Below are 17,170 nucleotides of genomic sequence, written 5' to 3' on the forward strand. Positions count from 1 at the left end.
ACCCCATAGATACCAAAAGGGAACAGCTGTTAAACTTGAAACATCAAGGCGATGTAGCTCTCTACTCTCCAACCATAATACCAGCATTCATTAACACCAATTCAGCCAGTTAGCCACTATGCACAAGTAGTCCGGAGCTTTCAAATCACATACTGCAACTAACAGAGCAAGAGCAAAGTCAAGTCTCTTCACCATTCAACCTGCCCTCATCAGCCTCTCAATAAACTGCTGAGACAGAGGACGGTCACAAAGTACAAAATATTGTACTCTACTCGCAAAAAAAATACGCCAAGAGTTAAAATTACTTGAAATTCATCCGATATTCATTTATCAATACCTTGACGGTCGTGCCAGCCACCTAAAAAGCATGCTCTTAGAAAAAAAATCCAAACCCAATAAATAGCATAAATCTTCATTAACATCGTGCAGCTAAACGAATCGAAAACAGGCCGCATCAGTTAATGAGCACAGCTTCCTGAGAGTTCATGAAACCACGCAGAATGTATGTGGCGAAATAGTACCGCCGCCAAAAAAGAGATCAATTAGAATGTTTCATCAGCGTCTGCTTCAACGTTATATGCCCGGCGACATAGCCACAAAGACTCTTAATGATGACGGATTTTATTTCAGGAGAATCAATGGTTACCCTAAAGACCGGACAGAGGGCGATCGCGAATATTTTGGGAAAAATGAAAGTCTAATTCTGAGCTCTCTAAACAGCAGATTCTCCAAGACCGCGCATATGACGAAAGAAGAAGGTGCAGAATTATGCAAAAAAATTGTGCAGCGAGATAAAAAAGGCATATTCATTCAAAGTTGGTTTTGGCATCGACAGATGTCGCGCTTCATGTGGGAAGAGTATGCGAAATCTTCAAAAAGCCCCGACTGCGCGTTATTCATTGTTGACCTAATTAAGCTGGGGAACTATCTAGACAAAACTTTACCCGTTGGCTATCAATTCGAGCCCGTCAACTACATTGAAGATAAGCTTCAGCAGCGAGAAGCTGTATTTTCTAAAAATTTAGAGTTTCAGCCAGAACACGAATATAGAATTTCAATTGATATAAAAGAGCTAATGTTTTTCAACAAAAAAATTCTCCCAGAAATAAGCTGGCCACCTCGACACATGGACGTCTACTGTGAAGACGATCTATCCAAACACTATAGAAATGGAGGAATTGCTAGTGAGCACAATTTTAAGTATGTGGACGAATACGGCTTAATTTTGAAAGCCCCGCTACCTGAACTATTGGAGTCAGTATTCATCCCCACCAACGCAGGCAGAGAATTTAGTTTGCAACTAGATAACATTCTAGATTCGAAGGGGTATGACTTTAAGTGCCAAAGAATTGACCTGCCGACTGAATGACGATTTGTGACTGGAGCGAGGATTCTGATCATTCTCGTCAACTGGCTCCGGGGCATGATCATATACAATATTTGGCTGTAAATGATGCCCCAAGCTTTCTTCGATCAACTGGGTAATCCCATCCGCTGTCACCGGCACTGATTCGTAATCACGACAGCCGTAACCCTAGCGAAAATCTTTAACCCAGACTATCAATGGATTTCGAAAGTCGTCGGACTTGAGCTAGAGGTAAACATTTTCAACTTTGGTGTCTGGTCGTATCATGACTGCGCGCCACAGAAGAATCGGGAGCGCAGATTCTGGGTTTAGGCAGGGGATTTCAATGTGAGGTTTAGAGAGCGCTTGCCTTTCTGCACCATGTTTGGGACGACTGGAAAGAGCCATCAAGGAGATTCATATTCTGCTTGACCAGATAGATGTTCCAGTCTGGTTCAGCGAGAACGATGCGCTCCCAGGTAGGTCGCCTAATATGGTTTTCCCCTCATCAAGAGTGCACGCTACGACCATGACATCAGTTATGGATGTCCAAGCAGAGAGCTCGCCCAATATTTCGGCGCTCCTCGCTTTTGGAAAATGCAGATCACTTATCAAAACTCTCTCCTCTCATTCAAAGTCTACCGGTAACTCTGGCTCTGTGCCCCCAGTTTGCTTATGGGGCCACCACACGAAACAGATCGGCCTCAAGCCGGTGTCTGCAACCGCAAGACCAACGCAACTCTGGCCGTTCGAGAAACGACGCCCGAGAACCGATGATCGAAATGCTCAACAGTGCACTGCGGGCACTGCGCTCTGGGGTAGCATCGTGAAACGTACCCGAACGTCTCGGGCTGCGATCCACGGTCTATCGGAGATCTCTCAGCTATCGTGTGCAGTGATGCCTCGATCATAGACCTTATCCGCTCCTATTGGTTATCATGCAATAACCGATGGTAGCTCATCCTTTGAACTACATTGACCGAAGGTTGTGAATTCCCATCACACGATTCACTTCACAACAAGGCGATCGCTAGCCAGATTAAGATTTAAGAAAATTTAAATTGTTGTCTGCCAGATGAAAATTTAGGTTGCGGCACTTAAAATCTCATCCAAAGCAATAGACAAAAAACCAATACCGAAATAAAATCAGACTCGATAAAAACTTGCAAATAGGATTGCAATGAAAGAATTAGACGCCCATCACAAACTTGCAGAAATTAACTCCATAAAAGTACTCGGCGACTGGTTAGATCGCTGTAAAAATGCTCGTGACGGACATTACAAAAGAGCTGAAGCCCTATTTTATCGCTCACAGACCCTTGGGTATATACTTATATATGCGACGGTCTTCGTCACAGTATTTTCATTCTTCCCAATTGATACTAAATCAATTTTTTTTGGAGCATAACCAAACAACATATATTAGTTCTTACGGGGTGTATTTCAGCAGTAATTTCCGGAATAGTTACTCAAGCAAGATATGGTGAAAGAGCTGAAATCCATCGAATCTTCCGGCGCTCGATATGCAAACTTAGCTCGAACAATAGAGCTACTTGAGCTAAAGGTTAGCTCCGGCGTTATTGATAACAATGAAATCACAAAGCAGTCAGTCGAAATCATCGCGGAATGGAATGCTCTGGCAAAGGACTCGCTATTAACCCCACACAACGAAAGTAAATTAAAATTAACATTTCACGTACTCATCGCACTGATAGTTTCTGCACTATTTTTCATTGTAGCAAGCAGCACACAAGCGGCAACTTAACTACAGCATAGTACATTCCAGTACACTAAAAGTTTTCATTAAAAATTATTTAGCACTACCAACACATAACCTTGGGCATTACCGACAGAGAGGAGGCAACGTAACGGTGTCCCATAAGTGCCGCATAGCATATGGCTTTTGGTTCCCAGGCCACAGCGACTGCGGCCTAGAACGTGATCGGCAGGCTCGTGAGGCCCCCTTTTTTCCGCGCTCCAGATGAAGCACGGGTTGCTCGAACAGCGGTCGAATCAATCATCCAGGTGTGGGGAACGATCAAGCCTTTTGTCATTGAGTCTTAGGTGCAATCGTCTGAGCATCTGATCGAATGTTCCGCGGTTTCGCCAGAGTCGGAAGCGGTGATAGACCGTCGCCCACGACCCGAAGCGCTCGGGCATATCTCGCCAGGCTGCTCCTGAGCAGAGCACCCAGAGCACACCATCGAGCATCAAGCGATCACTGCTGCGGGGCCTGCCCCTGACGTGGGCCGCCGTAAAAAGGTCGGCGACCACTGCCCACGCTTCATCCGAGAGTTCATAACGCTTTGCCATCACAGAATTCCTTTCCGTAGATGGCCGGCGACTGTACAGAACCCAGGCTGTTCCGAGGCCACATTTCGGTTTCTTCGGATTTCAGACAGAGCCTAGATATCAGACCGTGTTTTCAAGCTACGTATGGCCGAGCAGGGCCTGAACTGCTGTCAGGTTGTTTGGCCTGCGATAGATCAGCAAGGCCTTCGTATGTATCATCGTGTGAAGGCCGTACAGTGTTGAATCAAGGCCAATTGCTTTTCGATTCTGGCGTAGTGCGGGTGGAGATTGCATTGAGGCGTGTAGTCGGCTTGGAAACAGGCAATTCTCGCTATGGAGATGAATGTTAATCCTGCCTACGCCGTCAGCCTCACGGATTAGTCGTTTCAGATCAGCCAAGATGGCCTCACACAAACGCATGCCGGTGGCTCGCGCCAATAGAACAATCGGCAGCGCGTGGGTGATGATGACGGGATAGCGCATCGACGACCTGCTTAACCTGTTCGCGGTCTTGGCCTTGCGGAGACAGGAGCCGCAACCGGCTCCTGCGTGGGGCAACGCTTAGAAGATGTTGATCGGATACTCGGTGATCACCCGCACTTCGTTGAAGTTCAGCCCGCGATCAGGGCTGCGGAAACTGGCCTGGCGAATGCGGAAGGACAGGTCCTTGGCCGAGCCCGACTGCACCACGTACTTGAGTTCCAGGTCGCGCTCCCAGGCGCGGCCGTTGTCGGTCTGCGCGGTGTGGAAGTCGGTGCCGCGCAGGTAGCGGCCCATGAAACTCAAGCCGGGGATGCCGACACCGGCGAAGTTGAAATCGTAGCGGGCCTGCCACGAACGTTCGTTCTCGTAGTTGAAGTCCGAGTACTGCACGGAGTTGGCCAGGAACACCGTGCTGTTGCCATCCACGCCGTAGGTGTAGTTGCCGGTGCCGGTGACGCGCTGATGGGCGACCGTGAAAGTGTGTGGCCCGGCCGCCAGGGCAGCCGACAAACTCCAGATGCGGTTATCGAGGATGCCGCCCAATTGCCGGCCTTCGCTCTTGGTGTCATAGCCGTTGAAATCGAATGTGGCGGCCAAACCTTCGCTGATCGGTAATGACAACGTGGTGCCCAAGTAATACTTGCGCCAGTAATCTTCCACATCGGAATGATAGGCGCGCAGGTTCAATTGTTTATTGAAGTTGTAGTTGCCGCCGAACAAGTCCACCGAGGTCATGCCGCCGCTGTCGTGTTCACTCTGGTCGCGGGCGCGCAATCCGGTGAAGTGGCCGGCGTGCAGTGTCAGGTCGGGGATTTCCTTGCTGGTGACCAGCCAGCCCTGGGTGGTTTCCGGCAACAGGCGGTTGTCGCTGGTGGCCAGCACCGGCAGGTTCATCAGTTGCTCGCCGAACTTGAAGACGGTTTTCGAGAACCGCGCCTTCACCGCAGCGCCACCCTTGGAATAGCTGCTCTTGGCGCCGTCGCTGTCTTCCTCCAGCAGCAGCGTGCCACCGCCTTTGCGTCCGCCGCCGGTGTCCAGTTTCAAGCCGAGCAAGCCGATGGCGTCCACCCCGAAGCCAACGGTGCCCGGGGTATAACCGGACTCGAAAATGCCAATGAAACCCTGCGCCCATTCTTCGGAATAGTTCTGCGAAGTGCGGTCGTCGAGGAAGTTGCGGTTCATGTAAAAGTTGCGCGCTTTTATCGAGAAGTGCGCATCTTCGACAAAGCCACCCGTGTCGGCCATGGCGTTGCAGGAGAGGGCGCAAGTAACAGCCAGTGCCAATTTGGTCTTCTTAGCATTCATGTAGTTATTTTCCAGGCGTGTGCGTGAGCGCACGGCCGACATCAAGGCGATGACGGCCGTGGGTTCAAGTTCGATAAATCAATAAGTGTGTTGGCGGACGAATGGAGGGTTGGAATTATTCGCTAGGCGTTATCTCCGAAGTGTTTGGTGGGGTGATTACAGCAGTTGGTCGATCAGGGTTTTCTGGAAGGCCACGGTTTGCGCATCGGGCTGCTGCGATTCGAGCATGGCCAGCAACGGGTCCTGCACCTCGGTGCGCAGGCCACTGAGCGCCTCGATGGCCGCCAACCCGCAGAACGGCACATAGGCTTCGGCGTAACCGCCTTCATGCACCAGCACCAGTTTGCCGTCGCACAGGCGTTCGGCCGCCTCGCGGGTCAGGCGGGTCAGTTCGCGGTAGCTGTCGCTGTGCAGCAACATGCGCCCCAGCGGGTCGACGCCACTGGCGTCATAGCCGCAGGCGACGATGATCAGTTGCGGGCGATAACGCTCCAGCGCCGGCAGGACGATGCGCTGCATCGCGTACAGGTAGGCCTCGTGGCCACTGCCCGGTGGCAGCGGCACGTTGACGTTCAGGCCGGCCCCGGCGCCGCTGCCGGTGTCGTGCTCGCCGGTGTAGCCGCGGGGGTAGGCGCGCTGCTGGTGGATCGACAGCGTCAGCACATCGTCGCGCTCGTAATAGATTGTCTGGGTGCCGTTGCCGTGGTGCACGTCCCAGTCGAGCACCGCCACGCGCTCGATACCAAAGCGCTCGCGGGCGATCTCGATGGCGATGGCGATGTTGTTCAGGTAGCAGAAACCCATGGCCTGGTCGGGCAGGGCGTGATGGCCCGGCGGGCGGCTGAGTACATAGGCGTTGCTCAGCTCGCCTTGCAGCACCTGGTTGACCGCCGCGCTGACCAGCCCGGCCGAGACCCGGGCGACCTCGTAGGTGGCCGGGCCGACCGGCGCGCCCGGGTCGAGCAGGCCGCCACCGTTGGCGCACAGCTGGCGAAAGCGTTGCAGGTATTCGGGCGTGTGTACCTTGAGCATCTGCGCCATGGACACCGGCTCGCCGCCGCGCTGCACCAGCGACCTGCCCAGGCCCGAGACTTCCACCAGGTTCTTCAGGCGCCGTTTCGACTCCGGCGATTCGGCGTGGGCGGCGCCCGATGGCGGTTCGACCCAGCCGCCCACCGGCAAGGTCAGGGCGAACAGGCCGCCGCTGTGCCAGAAGCAGTGTTCATCGTGAAAAAATCCGCTGTTGCTCATGTGTATTCCTTGCATCGAGGCAGGCTCAGCCTGCGGTACCAATGGCGGTGACGGGCGCGGCCTGGGAGCGCACCCGGGCCATCACCAGCGCGGCCACCAGGTTCAGCGCGGCGAGGACGAACAGGCCGTATTCCAGGTGCCCGCTGGCTTGCTTGATCCAACCCATCATGAACGGGCTGGCATAGCCGCCGAGGTTGCCGACGGTGGTCATCAGGGCGATACCGACGCCGGTGGCGGCACCGGTCAGCAGGGTGCCGGGGATCGCCCACAGCACGTTGAACGCCGACAGGCTGCCGGCCATCGCCAGGCACAGGCTGGCCAGGCACAACACCGGCTGGTTGTGGAAGGTCGCGCTCAGGGCCAGGCCCAGGCACGCGGCGAGGATCGACAGCGAGGCGTGCCAGCGGCGCTCGCGGGTGCGGTCCGAATGCTTGCCAACGATCAGCATGCACACCGAGCCCACCGCAAACGGCACGGCCGACAGCAGGCCGGTCTGCAACAGCGTCTGCTCACCCAGGTTGCGGATGATTTGCGGCAGCCAGAAGCTCACGCCATAGGTGCCGCACAACAGGGCGAAGTTGACGAACACCAGGCACCACAACGCGCGGTGGCGGAAGGCGCTACGGAACGTGTGGGTGGCACCGGCCTGCTCGTGTTCGCGGCGTTGGCGGTCGAGGTCGGCGACCACCTTGGCGTTCTGCGCGGGGCTGAGCCAACGCACCTTGCCCGGACGATCATCGAGGTAGAAGAACACCACGATGCCGAGGATCACCGCGGGCAGGCCTTCGAGCAGAAACAGCCATTGCCAGCCGGCCAGGCCGTGCATGCCGGCGAAGGTCTGCATGATCCAGCCCGACAGCGGCCCACCGATCACCCCGGCGAAACCCACGCCCAGGCTAAGGCAGGCCAGGCCCTGGGATTGCGCATAGGACGGCAGCCAGTACGTCAGGTACAGCACGACGCCGGGATAGAAACCGGCTTCGGCCACCCCCAGCAAAAAACGCAGGATGTAGAACGAGGTGGGGCTGGAGACGAACATCATCGACGTCGAGATGATGCCCCACACCACCATGATCCGCGCTATCCACAGACGTGCGCCGACGCGCTGCAGCATCATGTTGCTGGGGATCTCGAACAGGCAGTAACCGAGGAAGAACACCCCGGCGCCAAAGCCGAAGGCCATGTCGCTCAAGCCCACGTCGGCAGCCATCTGCAATTTGGCGAAGCCGACGTTGACGCGGTCGAGGAAGGCCACGACATAGAGCACGAAGAGGAACGGCAGGATGCGCCAGGCGATGCGGTTGTACAGCGAGCAATCCTGCTCGCTGACAAAGGTATTGCGGGAAATGAGATTCATCAGAGGCTCTCTGGAATTATCGGGCAGCCTGCGCACAAGGCAGGCCGCAATGCTTTTTTGGGCAGCGAGCGGTAAAACTGTTCTTCGCTATTTTGTTTTTATCTGCGAAACATTGTTTCTCTGAGTGGTGGCGATAGTAAGAAGCCCTCCGAGTGGCTGTCAAGGGTTGGCGGGATGAATGGGCAACGACCTGCGTTGCGCCGGGGTTTAGCGACGGGACAGCGAGCGCGAGAGCAACAGCAGCACGGTGGCGAACAGCACCATGATGGTCGCGGCGGCCAGCAGCACCGGGCTCAAGGCTTCGCGGGCGGTGGTGAACATCTCCCGCGGCAGGGTGCGTTGGTCGGGGCCGGCGAGGAACAGCGTTACCACCACTTCGTCCAGCGAGGTGGCGAAGGCGAACAGCGCGCCCGAGACCAGGCCCGGCGAAATCAGCGGCAAGGTCACCTGGCGCAGCGTCACCCTGGGTGTCGCGCCCATGCTGGCCGCCGCCCACAACAACCGTTGGTTGAGACCACCCAGCGCGGCGCCGACGTTGACGATGACGAAGGGCACCGCCAGGGTCGTGTGGGCCAGCACCAGGCCTGTGTAGCTGCGGGTCAGGCCGGCACTGGAAAACACGAAGTACATGCCGACTCCGACGATCACCGCCGGCACGATCATCGGCGCGATCAGCAGCACTTCGATCACGCGCTTGCCGGGCATCGCCGGATGGCGCAGACCGAGCGCCGCCAGGCCACCGAGCAACACCGCCAGGGCGGTGCTGGTCAGGGCGATGGCGAAGCTGTTGGCCAGCGCGCCCAGCCACTGGCTGGAGCCGAAGAACTGCTCGTACCAGTGCAGGGTGAAACTGCCCAGTGGCAGCGACATGTAGCGGTTGTCGCTGAACGACAGCGGCAGCACCACCAGGATCGGCAGCAGCAGGAACGCCAGCACCAGCACGCCACTGAGCGACAGGCCGAGGTTGCCGAACCAGGCCAGCGGCCCGCGGTTGGGATTGCGGATCATCGTTTGGCTCCTTCATGGCCGCGCCGGGCCAGGTGTGCCTGGACCAGATAAAGCAGGGTGGTGGCCACCAGCAGGATCAGGCCCAGGGCCGAGGCCAGGCCCCAGTTGAGGGTGCCGGTGGTGAACTGGGCGATGTAGAAGCTGATCATCTGGTCGGCGGGCCCGCCGAGCAGCGCCGGTGTGATGTAGAAACCCAGGGTGACGATGAACACCATCAGCGCGCCGGCCGCCAAGCCCGGCAACACCTGCGGCAGGTAGACCTGGAAAAACACCCGCAACGGCCGCGCGCCCATGGAGTAGGCCGCCTGCACCAGCAAGCGGTTGCAGCCAGCCATGGCCGCCAGCAACGGAAAGACCATGAACGGCAGCATCACGTGGACCAGCGCCAGGATCACCCCGAAGCGGTTGTAGAGCAGGTGCAAGGGGCTGTCGACCAGGCCCAGGCGCAGCAGCCAGGCGTTGACCAGGCCTTCGTCCTGCAGCAGCACCATCCAGGCAGTGGTGCGCACCAGGATCGAGGTCCAGAACGGCAGCAGGATCAACAGCAGCAAGGCATTGCGGGTGCGCGGCGTGCGCTTGTCGAGAAAGGCGCACAACGGGAACGTCAGCAGCACGCAGACAAGCGTAGTGATCGCTGCAATGCCGAAGGTCCGGCCGAGGATCGCCCGGTACAGCCCGGCTTCTTCCCTGGCCACCAGCCCGTCGCGGTAATCGTGCTTCAAGTCCACCGCCGACAGCAGGTGATAGCTGCCCACTGGCCCGGCGGCACGCTTGAAGGTCTGCCAGGTGGCGTTGTCCAGCCAGCGTGGGTCGAGGGCCTGCAACGAGGCGGCGGTGCCGTCCAGTTTGGTGACCTCGCGCCGGGCCGTGGTCAGCAGGGCGCGCAGTGCTGGCGCCTCGTAGGCCAGGCGGCGTGCCGCTGCGGCGAGTTCCCGTGGCGGCACTTGTTGCAGGTCCTGCACCAGTGGCGCGAACAGGCGTGCATCCGGCGTTGAGGTGCCGTCCCACTGCGCCACGGCCTGCGCCGTGGCGGGCAGCGCCTGGGCCAGTTCCGGGTCGGCCACGGCGCGCCACAACAGCGTGCCGATGGGCCCGACGAAGGTCAGCAGCAGGAACAGCACCAAAGGCGCCAGCAGGCCATAGGCCCGCCACAGCGCTGCGCGGTCCTTGCGCGCCACCACCGGGATGGCGTTGTCGAAGGCAAGAGCACTCATGTGATTTCCCCGGCTCACTTGGCCGCCCAGGCGGTCCACTTGGCGTTCAGTTCATCGATGCGATCGACCCAGAAGTGGTCGTCCAGCACCAGCACGTTGGCACTGTTCTGTGGCGCACTGGGCGAATCGGCCAGCGCCGCCGGGTCGGTTTCGGCGATGCCCTTGAGCGAGGTGATGCCGGTCGGTTGCAGGGCTGGCCAGCGTTTCTGGTTCTCGCCGTCACCCATCACCTTGAGCAGGCCGTAGGCCTTTTCCACGTTCGGCGAGTTGGCGAGGATCGCCCAGCTGTCCATGGTTTGCAGCGACTGGTTCCACACCAGTCCGAACGGCTTGTGGTCCTGGCGGATGGCGTTGGTCACGCGGCCGTTGTACGAGGTGGTCATCGCCACCTCGCCGGAAGCCAGCAGTTGCATCGGCTGACCGCCCGCCTTCCAGAACAGCAACTGGCCCTTGATGCTGTCGAGCTTGTGGAAGGCGCGCTCGACGCCGCCGGGCGTGCCAAGGGTGGTGTAGACGTCGGCCGGGGCCACGCCGTCGGCCATCAGGGCGATTTCCAGGTTGCCCTTGGGGCCCTGGCGCAAGGCGCGCTTACCGGGGAACGTGGCGGTGTCGAAGAAGTCGCTCCAGCCGGTGGGCGCGCGCTTGAGTTTGCTGGTGTCGTAGCCGATGACGAAGTTGTAAACCGCATTGCCGATGCCGCAGGTGCTGGTGGCGCTGGGGATGTAGCTGGCCTTGCCGCCGATGCGCGCCACGTCCAGCGGCACGAACAAGCCTTCGCCACAGCCCAGCTCCAGGTCTTCGCTCTCGACCTGCACCAGGTCCCAGCCGCCGTCGTCGCTTTCGGCGCGGGTGCGCAGCAGGCCGATGCCGCCTTCCCAGCTGTCATCGACGACCTTGTTGCCGCTGGCCTGGGTGTAGGGTTTGAAGAAGATTTCCCGTTGCACGTCCTGGTAGGCGCCGCCCCAGGAGGCCACGGTGAGGTCGCGGGCCTGGGCGCCGCTGGCGAGCAGGGCGAGCCCGCAGAGGGTGAGGGTGCTGATGCGGTGACGATTGAACATGGTGTGACTCCCAGCCTTTGGAATTGGAATTGGTTGGCAGTGATGCAGTTCGAGCCGAAGCGTTCTTGTTGTAGTGGATCTTGCAAAGGGTCAGCGCAGCACCATGGCCTGCTCGGTCGGCACGGCCAGGGCCAGGCTTTCGCCGGGTTGCGGGGGCGTGCGACCGAGACTGGCCGGGTTGCAGGTCATCGACAGTTGCGCACCCCGGGCCATGCGCAGGCGCAGGCGGCTGTGGGCACCGTGGAAAATGCTGTCGATCACCTGCACGTTGAGCGCAGGTTCGCCGGGTGCGGCCAGGCGCAGGTTCTCCGGGCGAATCGCCAATGCCGCGCGATCACCGGGGGCCAGGCTTGCGTCGGCGCAGCAGGCCTGATGCACGCTGCCGTCTTCTTCCAGGCGGACCTGGGCGTGGCTGGCGGTGCGAGTGAGCACCGTGCCTTCGAGCAGGTTGGTCTCGCCCAGGAAGTTGGCGACGAAGCGGGTCGAAGGCCGTGTGTAGAGCAGGTGCGGCGCGTCGATTTGAGCGATCTTGCCTTCGTTGAACACCGCCACCCGGTCGGACATGGTCATGGCTTCGTCCTGGTCATGGGTGACGTAGACGAAGGTGATGCCCAGTTGTTTGTGGATGGCCTTGAGTTCCAGCTGCATGTGTTCGCGCAGCGCCTTGTCGAGGGCGCCCAGCGGTTCGTCCATCAGCAGGATGCGCGGGCGATAGACCAGCGCCCGGGCCAGCGCGACCCGTTGCTGCTGCCCGCCGGACAACTGCCCGGGGCGACGGTCTTCGAAACCTTCCAGGCGGGCCAGTGCCAGCGCTTCGCTGACCCGCGTGCGGGCCTCGGCGGCCGGCACCTTGCGCAGGTTCAATGGGAACGCCACGTTCTGCGCCACGCTCATGTGCGGGAACAGCGCGTAGCTCTGGAACACCACGCCCATGTCGCGCTTGTAGGCGGGCAGGGCGCTGATGTCCTGGCCATCCATGAGGATGCGCCCGCGGTCCGGCGCGTCGAAGCCGGCCAGCATCATCAGCGTGGTGGTCTTGCCCGAGCCACTGGGTCCGAGCAGCGACAGGAACTCGCCCTGGCGAATGTCGAGGTCGAGGTTGTCGACCACCCAGTTGCGCTCATCGTAGGTTTTGTACACCCCGTCGAAACGCACCACGGTGGCGGCGCTGGCCGGGGCGGCGACAGGGTCCTGCGGTTGCGGCATGGCGACCTCGGGCTGTGGGCGCAAGGACTGGGCGATCATGGCCGCACACCTGCAAGGACTTCATCCAGAGCCTGGGCCACTGCCTTGAGAATAGTCTGGATCTGGTCGGCATCGACGATCAGCGGCGGCGCCATCACCAACGTGTCGCCCAGTGCGCGCAGGAGGATGCCGTTGCGTTGCAGCACGTTGCTGACCTGCTGGGCGATCTTCAACTCGGCAGCAAAGGGCTGGCGGCTGTGCTTGTCGGCGACGAATTCCAAAGCGGCCATCAGACCGATGCCGCGTACCTCGCCCACCAGCGGGTGGTCGGCCAGCGCACGCAGGCCGGCCTGGAACGCCGGGGCCACTTCGCGGACATGGGCGACGATGTCCAGCTCGTCGTACAGGCGCAGGGTTTCCAGGGCCACGGCCGCTGCCACCGGGTGACCGCCGTAGGTGTAGCCATGGCCGAGACCGCCAAGGGCCTGGCTCTGGTCGGCGATGGCCTGGTAGATGCGGTCGCTGACCAGCAACGCGGAGATCGGTTGGAACGCTGCCGACAGGCCCTTGGCGCAGGTCAGCATGTCGGGCTCGATACCCACGGCATCACAGCCCCAGTAATGACCGGTACGGCCAAAACCGCAGATGACTTCGTCGGCGATCATCAGGATGTCGTACTTGCGCAGCACCGCCTGGACCTTGGCGAAGTACCCGGCCGGCGGCACGATCACGCCGCCCGTGCCCATGACCGGCTCGGCGAAGAACGCGCCGATGGTCTCGGGGCCGGCTTGCAGGATGGTCTGCTCAAGCTCCTCGGCCAGACGTGTGGCGAAGGCTTCTTCGGTTTCCCCGGGCTCGCCCTGGCGGTACAGGTGCGGACAGCGCACGTGGATCACATCGGCCAGCGGCTCGCCCCAGCCTTTGTGCATGTTCGGCAAGCCGGTGAGGCTGGCGGCGGCGAGGGTGGTGCCGTGGTAGCTGCGCTGGCGCGCGATCAGCCGATGCTTGCCCGGCTTGCCGATGGCGGTGTGGTAGTAGCGCACGAACTTGATCGCGGTATCGACCGCCTCCGAGCCCGAGCTCTGGAACACCACCTTGTCCAGCCCCTTGGGAGCGTGGGCGATCAGCTCGGCGGCAAGGTCGGCGGCCGGGCCGTGGCTGCGGTGGGCGAAGGTCTGCTGGTAGGGCAGCTTGAGCATCTGCGCATGGGCGGCCTCGGCCAGGCGCGGCTGGCTGAAGCCCAGGGTCGCGCACCAGAGCCCGGACATGCCCTCGATGTAGCGCTGACCGTTTTCGTCGAACACGTAGATGCCTTCGCCACGCTCGATCACCAGCGGGCCGACTTGCTCGTGCAGGCGCAGGTTGGTCTGGGGGTGAAGGTGATAGGCGACATCACGCTGGGCCAGTGCCGAGCCTTGGGCATTCATGGGCGTACTTCCTCTTGTTAAAATTCGTAAGCGTATGCGGAACGTGGTTTCATTTTTACGAGCTATCGGGATGGTCGTCAAATGTTTTTTGTTTCGCTGATAGAAAAACTGTTTCGCAGAAAAGACCGGGTCGTTGGTGGGTTTTTCTTTCGTCAGCTTTTTCCGTTTTGAATCAAGAGGTTCGCTATCAAGGGCCTGCTGGGGTGTGACCAGGGCAGGGTTTTTACCGCTTGTCAGCAGCACCAGCCTGAGCGATATTCGCGGCATTGCGTTGTTTCGCCTGTGCGAACGGCGAGCACGAAAGGGAGACAAGAACAATGAGTGAAGAAACCGGGAAGGGTGGCGTCAGGTCGGTGCAACTGGCGTTCGATGTGCTCGAGCGCGTGGCCGCCGCCGACGGCGAGATGGGGGTCAGCGAACTGGCAAACCAGTTGAACACCACCAAGGGGTCGGTGTTCCGCCACCTGAAAACCCTGGTCGAGCGCGGCTACCTGACGCAGAACCCGCAGACCTCGCGTTATCGCCTGGGCATCCAGGCGTTCGTGCTCGGGCGGGTGGCGGCCAACGGTATCGACTTGCTCAGCGCATCCACCGATGCCATTCGCGACCTGCGTGAAGAGCTCGGCCTGACCGTGGTGCTGTCGGCCCTGCAAGGGCGACGCCTGGTGGTGGTCGATACGCAACTGGGCAAGTCGTCGCTGGAAATCGGCGTGCGCACCGGCACCGAGCTGCAGCTGCATTGCAACGCCCAGGGCAAGGTCGCCATGGCGTTCTCCCGCCAGTTGAATGTCGAGCAGGCCCTGGCCTCTGGGCTGGCGGCCATCACCTCGTACACCGTCACCGACCCCAAGGTGTTGCAGCGCCAGGTCAGCGAGGCACGCAGCCAGGGTTGGGCCGCGGCGCTGGAGGAAGAAACCCTGGGCGTGTCGGCCCTGGCCGCGCCGATCCTGGGCATCAACGGCGAACTGATCGGCACCCTCGCGCTGGTGGCGACGGTGCAGCACATTTGTCGGGATATCGACCCGAACCAGGTGCGGGCGTTGAAGATGGCGGCGCTGCGGGCTTCGTGGAACCTGGGGTTCAAGGGTGAGTTTTTGACTGATTGAGGCATTGGCTGCCGCGGCCGCACGTCGCAGGCCGGCAGCCTGCTGGACTGACCCAGGTCATGTCGGCGGCTGCTGTTCGGGCACATGGTGGACTCAAACTATAAGCCTGAGGGGAGTCCGCCATGTACAGACCGTTGATACTGACGTTAGGAGTGATGCTGGGGAGCAGCGCGTGGGCCAATGCCGGCTCGAGCGAGCCGATCCTGCCGGTGCAGCCGGCGAAGATAACCGACGTGAACAAGGTCGAGCTGGGCAAGCAGTTGTTCTTCGATCCGCGCCTGTCCAAGTCCGGTTTCATTTCCTGCAACTCCTGCCACAACCTGAGCATGGGCGGCAGCGACAACCTGCCGACCTCGGTGGGGCACAACTGGCACCAGGGGCCGATCAACTCGCCGACGGTGCTCAATTCGAGCATGAGCATTGCGCAGTTCTGGGACGGTCGCGCGGCCAACCTGCAGGAGCAGGCGGGCGGACCGATCGCCAACCCCGGCGAGATGGGGTTCACCCATGACCTGGCGGTGGATGTGCTGCGTTCCATCCCGCAATACCGGGCGTCGTTCAAGAAGGTCTATGGCGACGATGGGATCAAGTTCGATGACGTCACCAACGCCATTGCGGCGTTCGAGGAAACCCTGGTCACGCCCAATGCGCCGTTCGACCGTTGGTTGAAAGGCGACAAAAAGGCGATCAGTCCGGCGGCCGTGCAAGGCTATCAACTGTTCAAAAGCATCGGTTGCGTGGCTTGCCATAACGGTGAAGCCGTGGGCGGCGGTTCGTTCCAGAAAATGGGCATGGTCGAACCCTATGCCACCCAGAACCCCGCCCAGGGCGTGGCCGGTTTGACCGGCAAGGATGCCGACCGGATGAAGTTCAAGGTGCCGACCCTACGCAACGTCGCGCTGACCTATCCGTACTTCCACGACGGCGCCTACTGGAACCTGGAAGACGCGGTGGACGTGATGTCGCGGCTGCAACTGGGGCGCAAGTTGAGCAGTGACGAAGTCAGCCAGATCGTCGCCTTCCTCGATACCCTGACGGGCGAGCAGCCGAGTTTCAAACTGCCGATCCTGCCGCCGTCATCCCGGCAGACGCCGCGGCCGGCGCCGTTTAACTGAACCACAAAAACCGCAGCAGGACGCTGCGGTTTTTTTTGATTGCGGGATGCGGCGTCAGCCCACATCCAGTCCCGTCCACTCCCGGGAAACCTGCCAGAGACGCTCGGCCAGCTCCGGATCGGCTGCCCACTGCGCGACACCCTTGCGCCCCAGTTCCGAGGCATTGATGGGCGCGACATTGCAGTCCTCACAGTAAACGCCACCGTGGCCTGTCAGATCCTGGCTGGTCGCGCACCACAGGCCGGTCGCTGCCCCTTGCTGGAGGGTCTTAAGGCCCGATTCGGGGTCGACCCTGGGGTTACCCTGGTCGTCGTACACATCGAACGCGGCAATTTCCTCGGTACTCAAGTGACGGGCGAGGTCCGTCAGGATCTGGCCGGGATGCAGGGAGAAGGCACGCACGCCGTGGTGGCTGCCGCGCCGATCCAGGGCCATGGCGAACAGCGCGTTGGCTGTTTTGGACTGGCCGTAGGCGACCCATTTGTCGTAGGGGCGCTGCAAGAAGTCGATGTCGTCGAAATCGACCCCGGCGATCTGATGCCCACGGGATGACACGGCGATCACCCGAGCTTTACCGGCAACGAGAGCAGGCCACAGGGCGCAGGTCAGGCGGTAGTGCCCCAAGTGGTTGGTAGCGAATTGGCTTTCGTGGCCTTGGGCATCGCGCTGCAGGGGCGCGGCCATGATGCCTGCGCAGTTGATCAGCAGGGAGATCAGCTTGCCCTGGATGCGGCGGGCAAAGGCTTCGATGGAATCCGGCTGCATGAGGTCCATGGGGTGCACTTCGATCTGCCCGATGCCGGCCAATGCTTCACGGGCTCTGTGTGGATCCCTGGCCGGTACGATGACGGTTGCACCCGCGGCGGCGAGGCTTTTCGCGGTGACCAGGCCAAGGCCGGAGTGGCCGCCGGTGACGATGGCGAAGTGGCCAGTCAAGTCCACGCCAGCCATGACCTCGGCTGCGGTGCTGGCGGCGCTGAAGGGCGAACGAATGGGGTGTTGTGGCGTCTGCATGGGGTGTCCT

14 protein-coding genes and 3 pseudogenes are annotated in these 17,170 nt (G+C 60.2%); 5 read left to right on the plus strand and 12 right to left on the minus strand.

The annotated features are described in order from the left end of the window. Window positions 1–547: 547 nt before the first annotated feature. From ABVN20_RS22350 to ABVN20_RS22360, 3 genes are all read left to right on the plus strand, one after another. Window positions 548–1,369 (plus strand): hypothetical protein, encoded by an 822-nt coding sequence (locus ABVN20_RS22350; RefSeq protein WP_368557921.1) that lies wholly within the window; start codon window positions 548–550, stop codon window positions 1,367–1,369. Between the two features lie 1,156 nt (window positions 1,370–2,525). Further along, window positions 2,526–2,753, plus strand: coding sequence for a hypothetical protein (locus ABVN20_RS22355; protein ID WP_368557922.1), 228 nt, complete (start codon window positions 2,526–2,528; stop codon window positions 2,751–2,753). A 75-nt stretch (window positions 2,754–2,828) separates the two neighbouring features. Further along, window positions 2,829–3,110 (plus strand): hypothetical protein, encoded by a 282-nt coding sequence (locus ABVN20_RS22360; protein WP_368557923.1) that lies wholly within the window; start codon window positions 2,829–2,831, stop codon window positions 3,108–3,110. Window positions 3,111–3,184: 74 nt separating this feature from the next. On the opposite strand, the pseudogene ABVN20_RS22365 reads toward ABVN20_RS22360, so the two are convergent. From ABVN20_RS22365 to ABVN20_RS22415, 11 genes and pseudogenes are all read right to left on the minus strand, one after another. Next, a pseudogene (locus ABVN20_RS22365) lies at window positions 3,185–3,658 on the minus strand (IS5 family transposase); the annotation flags it as partial. Window positions 3,659–3,778: 120 nt separating this feature from the next. Further along, window positions 3,779–3,976 (minus strand): annotated as a pseudogene (locus ABVN20_RS22370) (integrase); the annotation flags it as partial. Window positions 3,977–3,979: 3 nt separating this feature from the next. After that, window positions 3,980–4,187: pseudogene (locus ABVN20_RS22375) on the minus strand (integrase); the annotation flags it as partial. Between the two features lie 11 nt (window positions 4,188–4,198). Beyond that, a complete protein-coding gene (locus tag ABVN20_RS22380; protein ID WP_368557924.1) occupies window positions 4,199–5,425 on the minus strand; it encodes an OprD family porin in 1,227 nt (408 codons plus the stop codon). A gap of 156 nt (window positions 5,426–5,581) precedes the next feature. Continuing rightward, window positions 5,582–6,676 carry a class II histone deacetylase gene (locus ABVN20_RS22385; protein WP_368557925.1) on the minus strand — a complete coding sequence of 365 codons (1,095 nt, stop codon included), beginning with the start codon at window positions 6,674–6,676 and terminating at the stop codon, window positions 5,582–5,584. Window positions 6,677–6,701: 25 nt separating this feature from the next. Then, window positions 6,702–8,033, minus strand: coding sequence for an MFS transporter (locus tag ABVN20_RS22390; RefSeq protein ID WP_368557926.1), 1,332 nt, complete (start codon window positions 8,031–8,033; stop codon window positions 6,702–6,704). Between the two features lie 207 nt (window positions 8,034–8,240). Further along, on the minus strand, window positions 8,241–9,041 hold the full coding sequence (locus tag ABVN20_RS22395; RefSeq protein ID WP_368557927.1) for an ABC transporter permease: 801 nt from the start codon (window positions 9,039–9,041) through the stop codon (window positions 8,241–8,243). Beyond that, window positions 9,038–10,255: an ABC transporter permease gene (locus ABVN20_RS22400; protein ID WP_368557928.1), complete on the minus strand. Its 1,218-nt coding sequence runs from the start codon at window positions 10,253–10,255 to the stop codon at window positions 9,038–9,040. The genes ABVN20_RS22395 and ABVN20_RS22400 overlap by 4 nt, the downstream gene beginning before the upstream one ends. A gap of 14 nt (window positions 10,256–10,269) precedes the next feature. Then, window positions 10,270–11,313, minus strand: a complete 1,044-nt coding sequence (locus ABVN20_RS22405; protein ID WP_368557929.1) for an ABC transporter substrate-binding protein — start codon at window positions 11,311–11,313, stop codon at window positions 10,270–10,272. 90 nt (window positions 11,314–11,403) lie between these two features. Then, window positions 11,404–12,558 (minus strand): ABC transporter ATP-binding protein, encoded by a 1,155-nt coding sequence (locus ABVN20_RS22410; protein WP_368557930.1) that lies wholly within the window; start codon window positions 12,556–12,558, stop codon window positions 11,404–11,406. Further along, complete coding sequence (locus ABVN20_RS22415) at window positions 12,555–13,925, minus strand: aminotransferase (RefSeq protein WP_368557931.1); 1,371 nt, start codon at window positions 13,923–13,925, stop codon at window positions 12,555–12,557. Before ABVN20_RS22415 ends, ABVN20_RS22410 begins: the two co-directional genes overlap by 4 nt. 317 nt (window positions 13,926–14,242) lie before the next feature. Between ABVN20_RS22415 and ABVN20_RS22420 the strand changes: the two genes are divergently transcribed. Both ABVN20_RS22420 and ABVN20_RS22425 read left to right on the plus strand, forming a co-directional pair. Then, window positions 14,243–15,031 (plus strand): IclR family transcriptional regulator, encoded by a 789-nt coding sequence (locus ABVN20_RS22420; protein WP_368557932.1) that lies wholly within the window; start codon window positions 14,243–14,245, stop codon window positions 15,029–15,031. A gap of 122 nt (window positions 15,032–15,153) precedes the next feature. Further along, a complete protein-coding gene (locus tag ABVN20_RS22425; RefSeq protein ID WP_368557933.1) occupies window positions 15,154–16,146 on the plus strand; it encodes a cytochrome-c peroxidase in 993 nt (330 codons plus the stop codon). Window positions 16,147–16,200: 54 nt separating this feature from the next. On the opposite strand, the gene ABVN20_RS22430 is transcribed toward ABVN20_RS22425, so the two are convergent. Next, entirely contained in the window at window positions 16,201–17,160 is a 960-nt protein-coding gene (locus tag ABVN20_RS22430) for an oxidoreductase (RefSeq protein ID WP_368557934.1), read from the minus strand. Between the last annotated feature and the right edge of the window lie 10 nt (window positions 17,161–17,170).

The organism is Pseudomonas sp. MYb118, from assembly GCF_040947875.1.
Taxonomy (GTDB): Bacteria; Pseudomonadota; Gammaproteobacteria; order Pseudomonadales; family Pseudomonadaceae; genus Aquipseudomonas.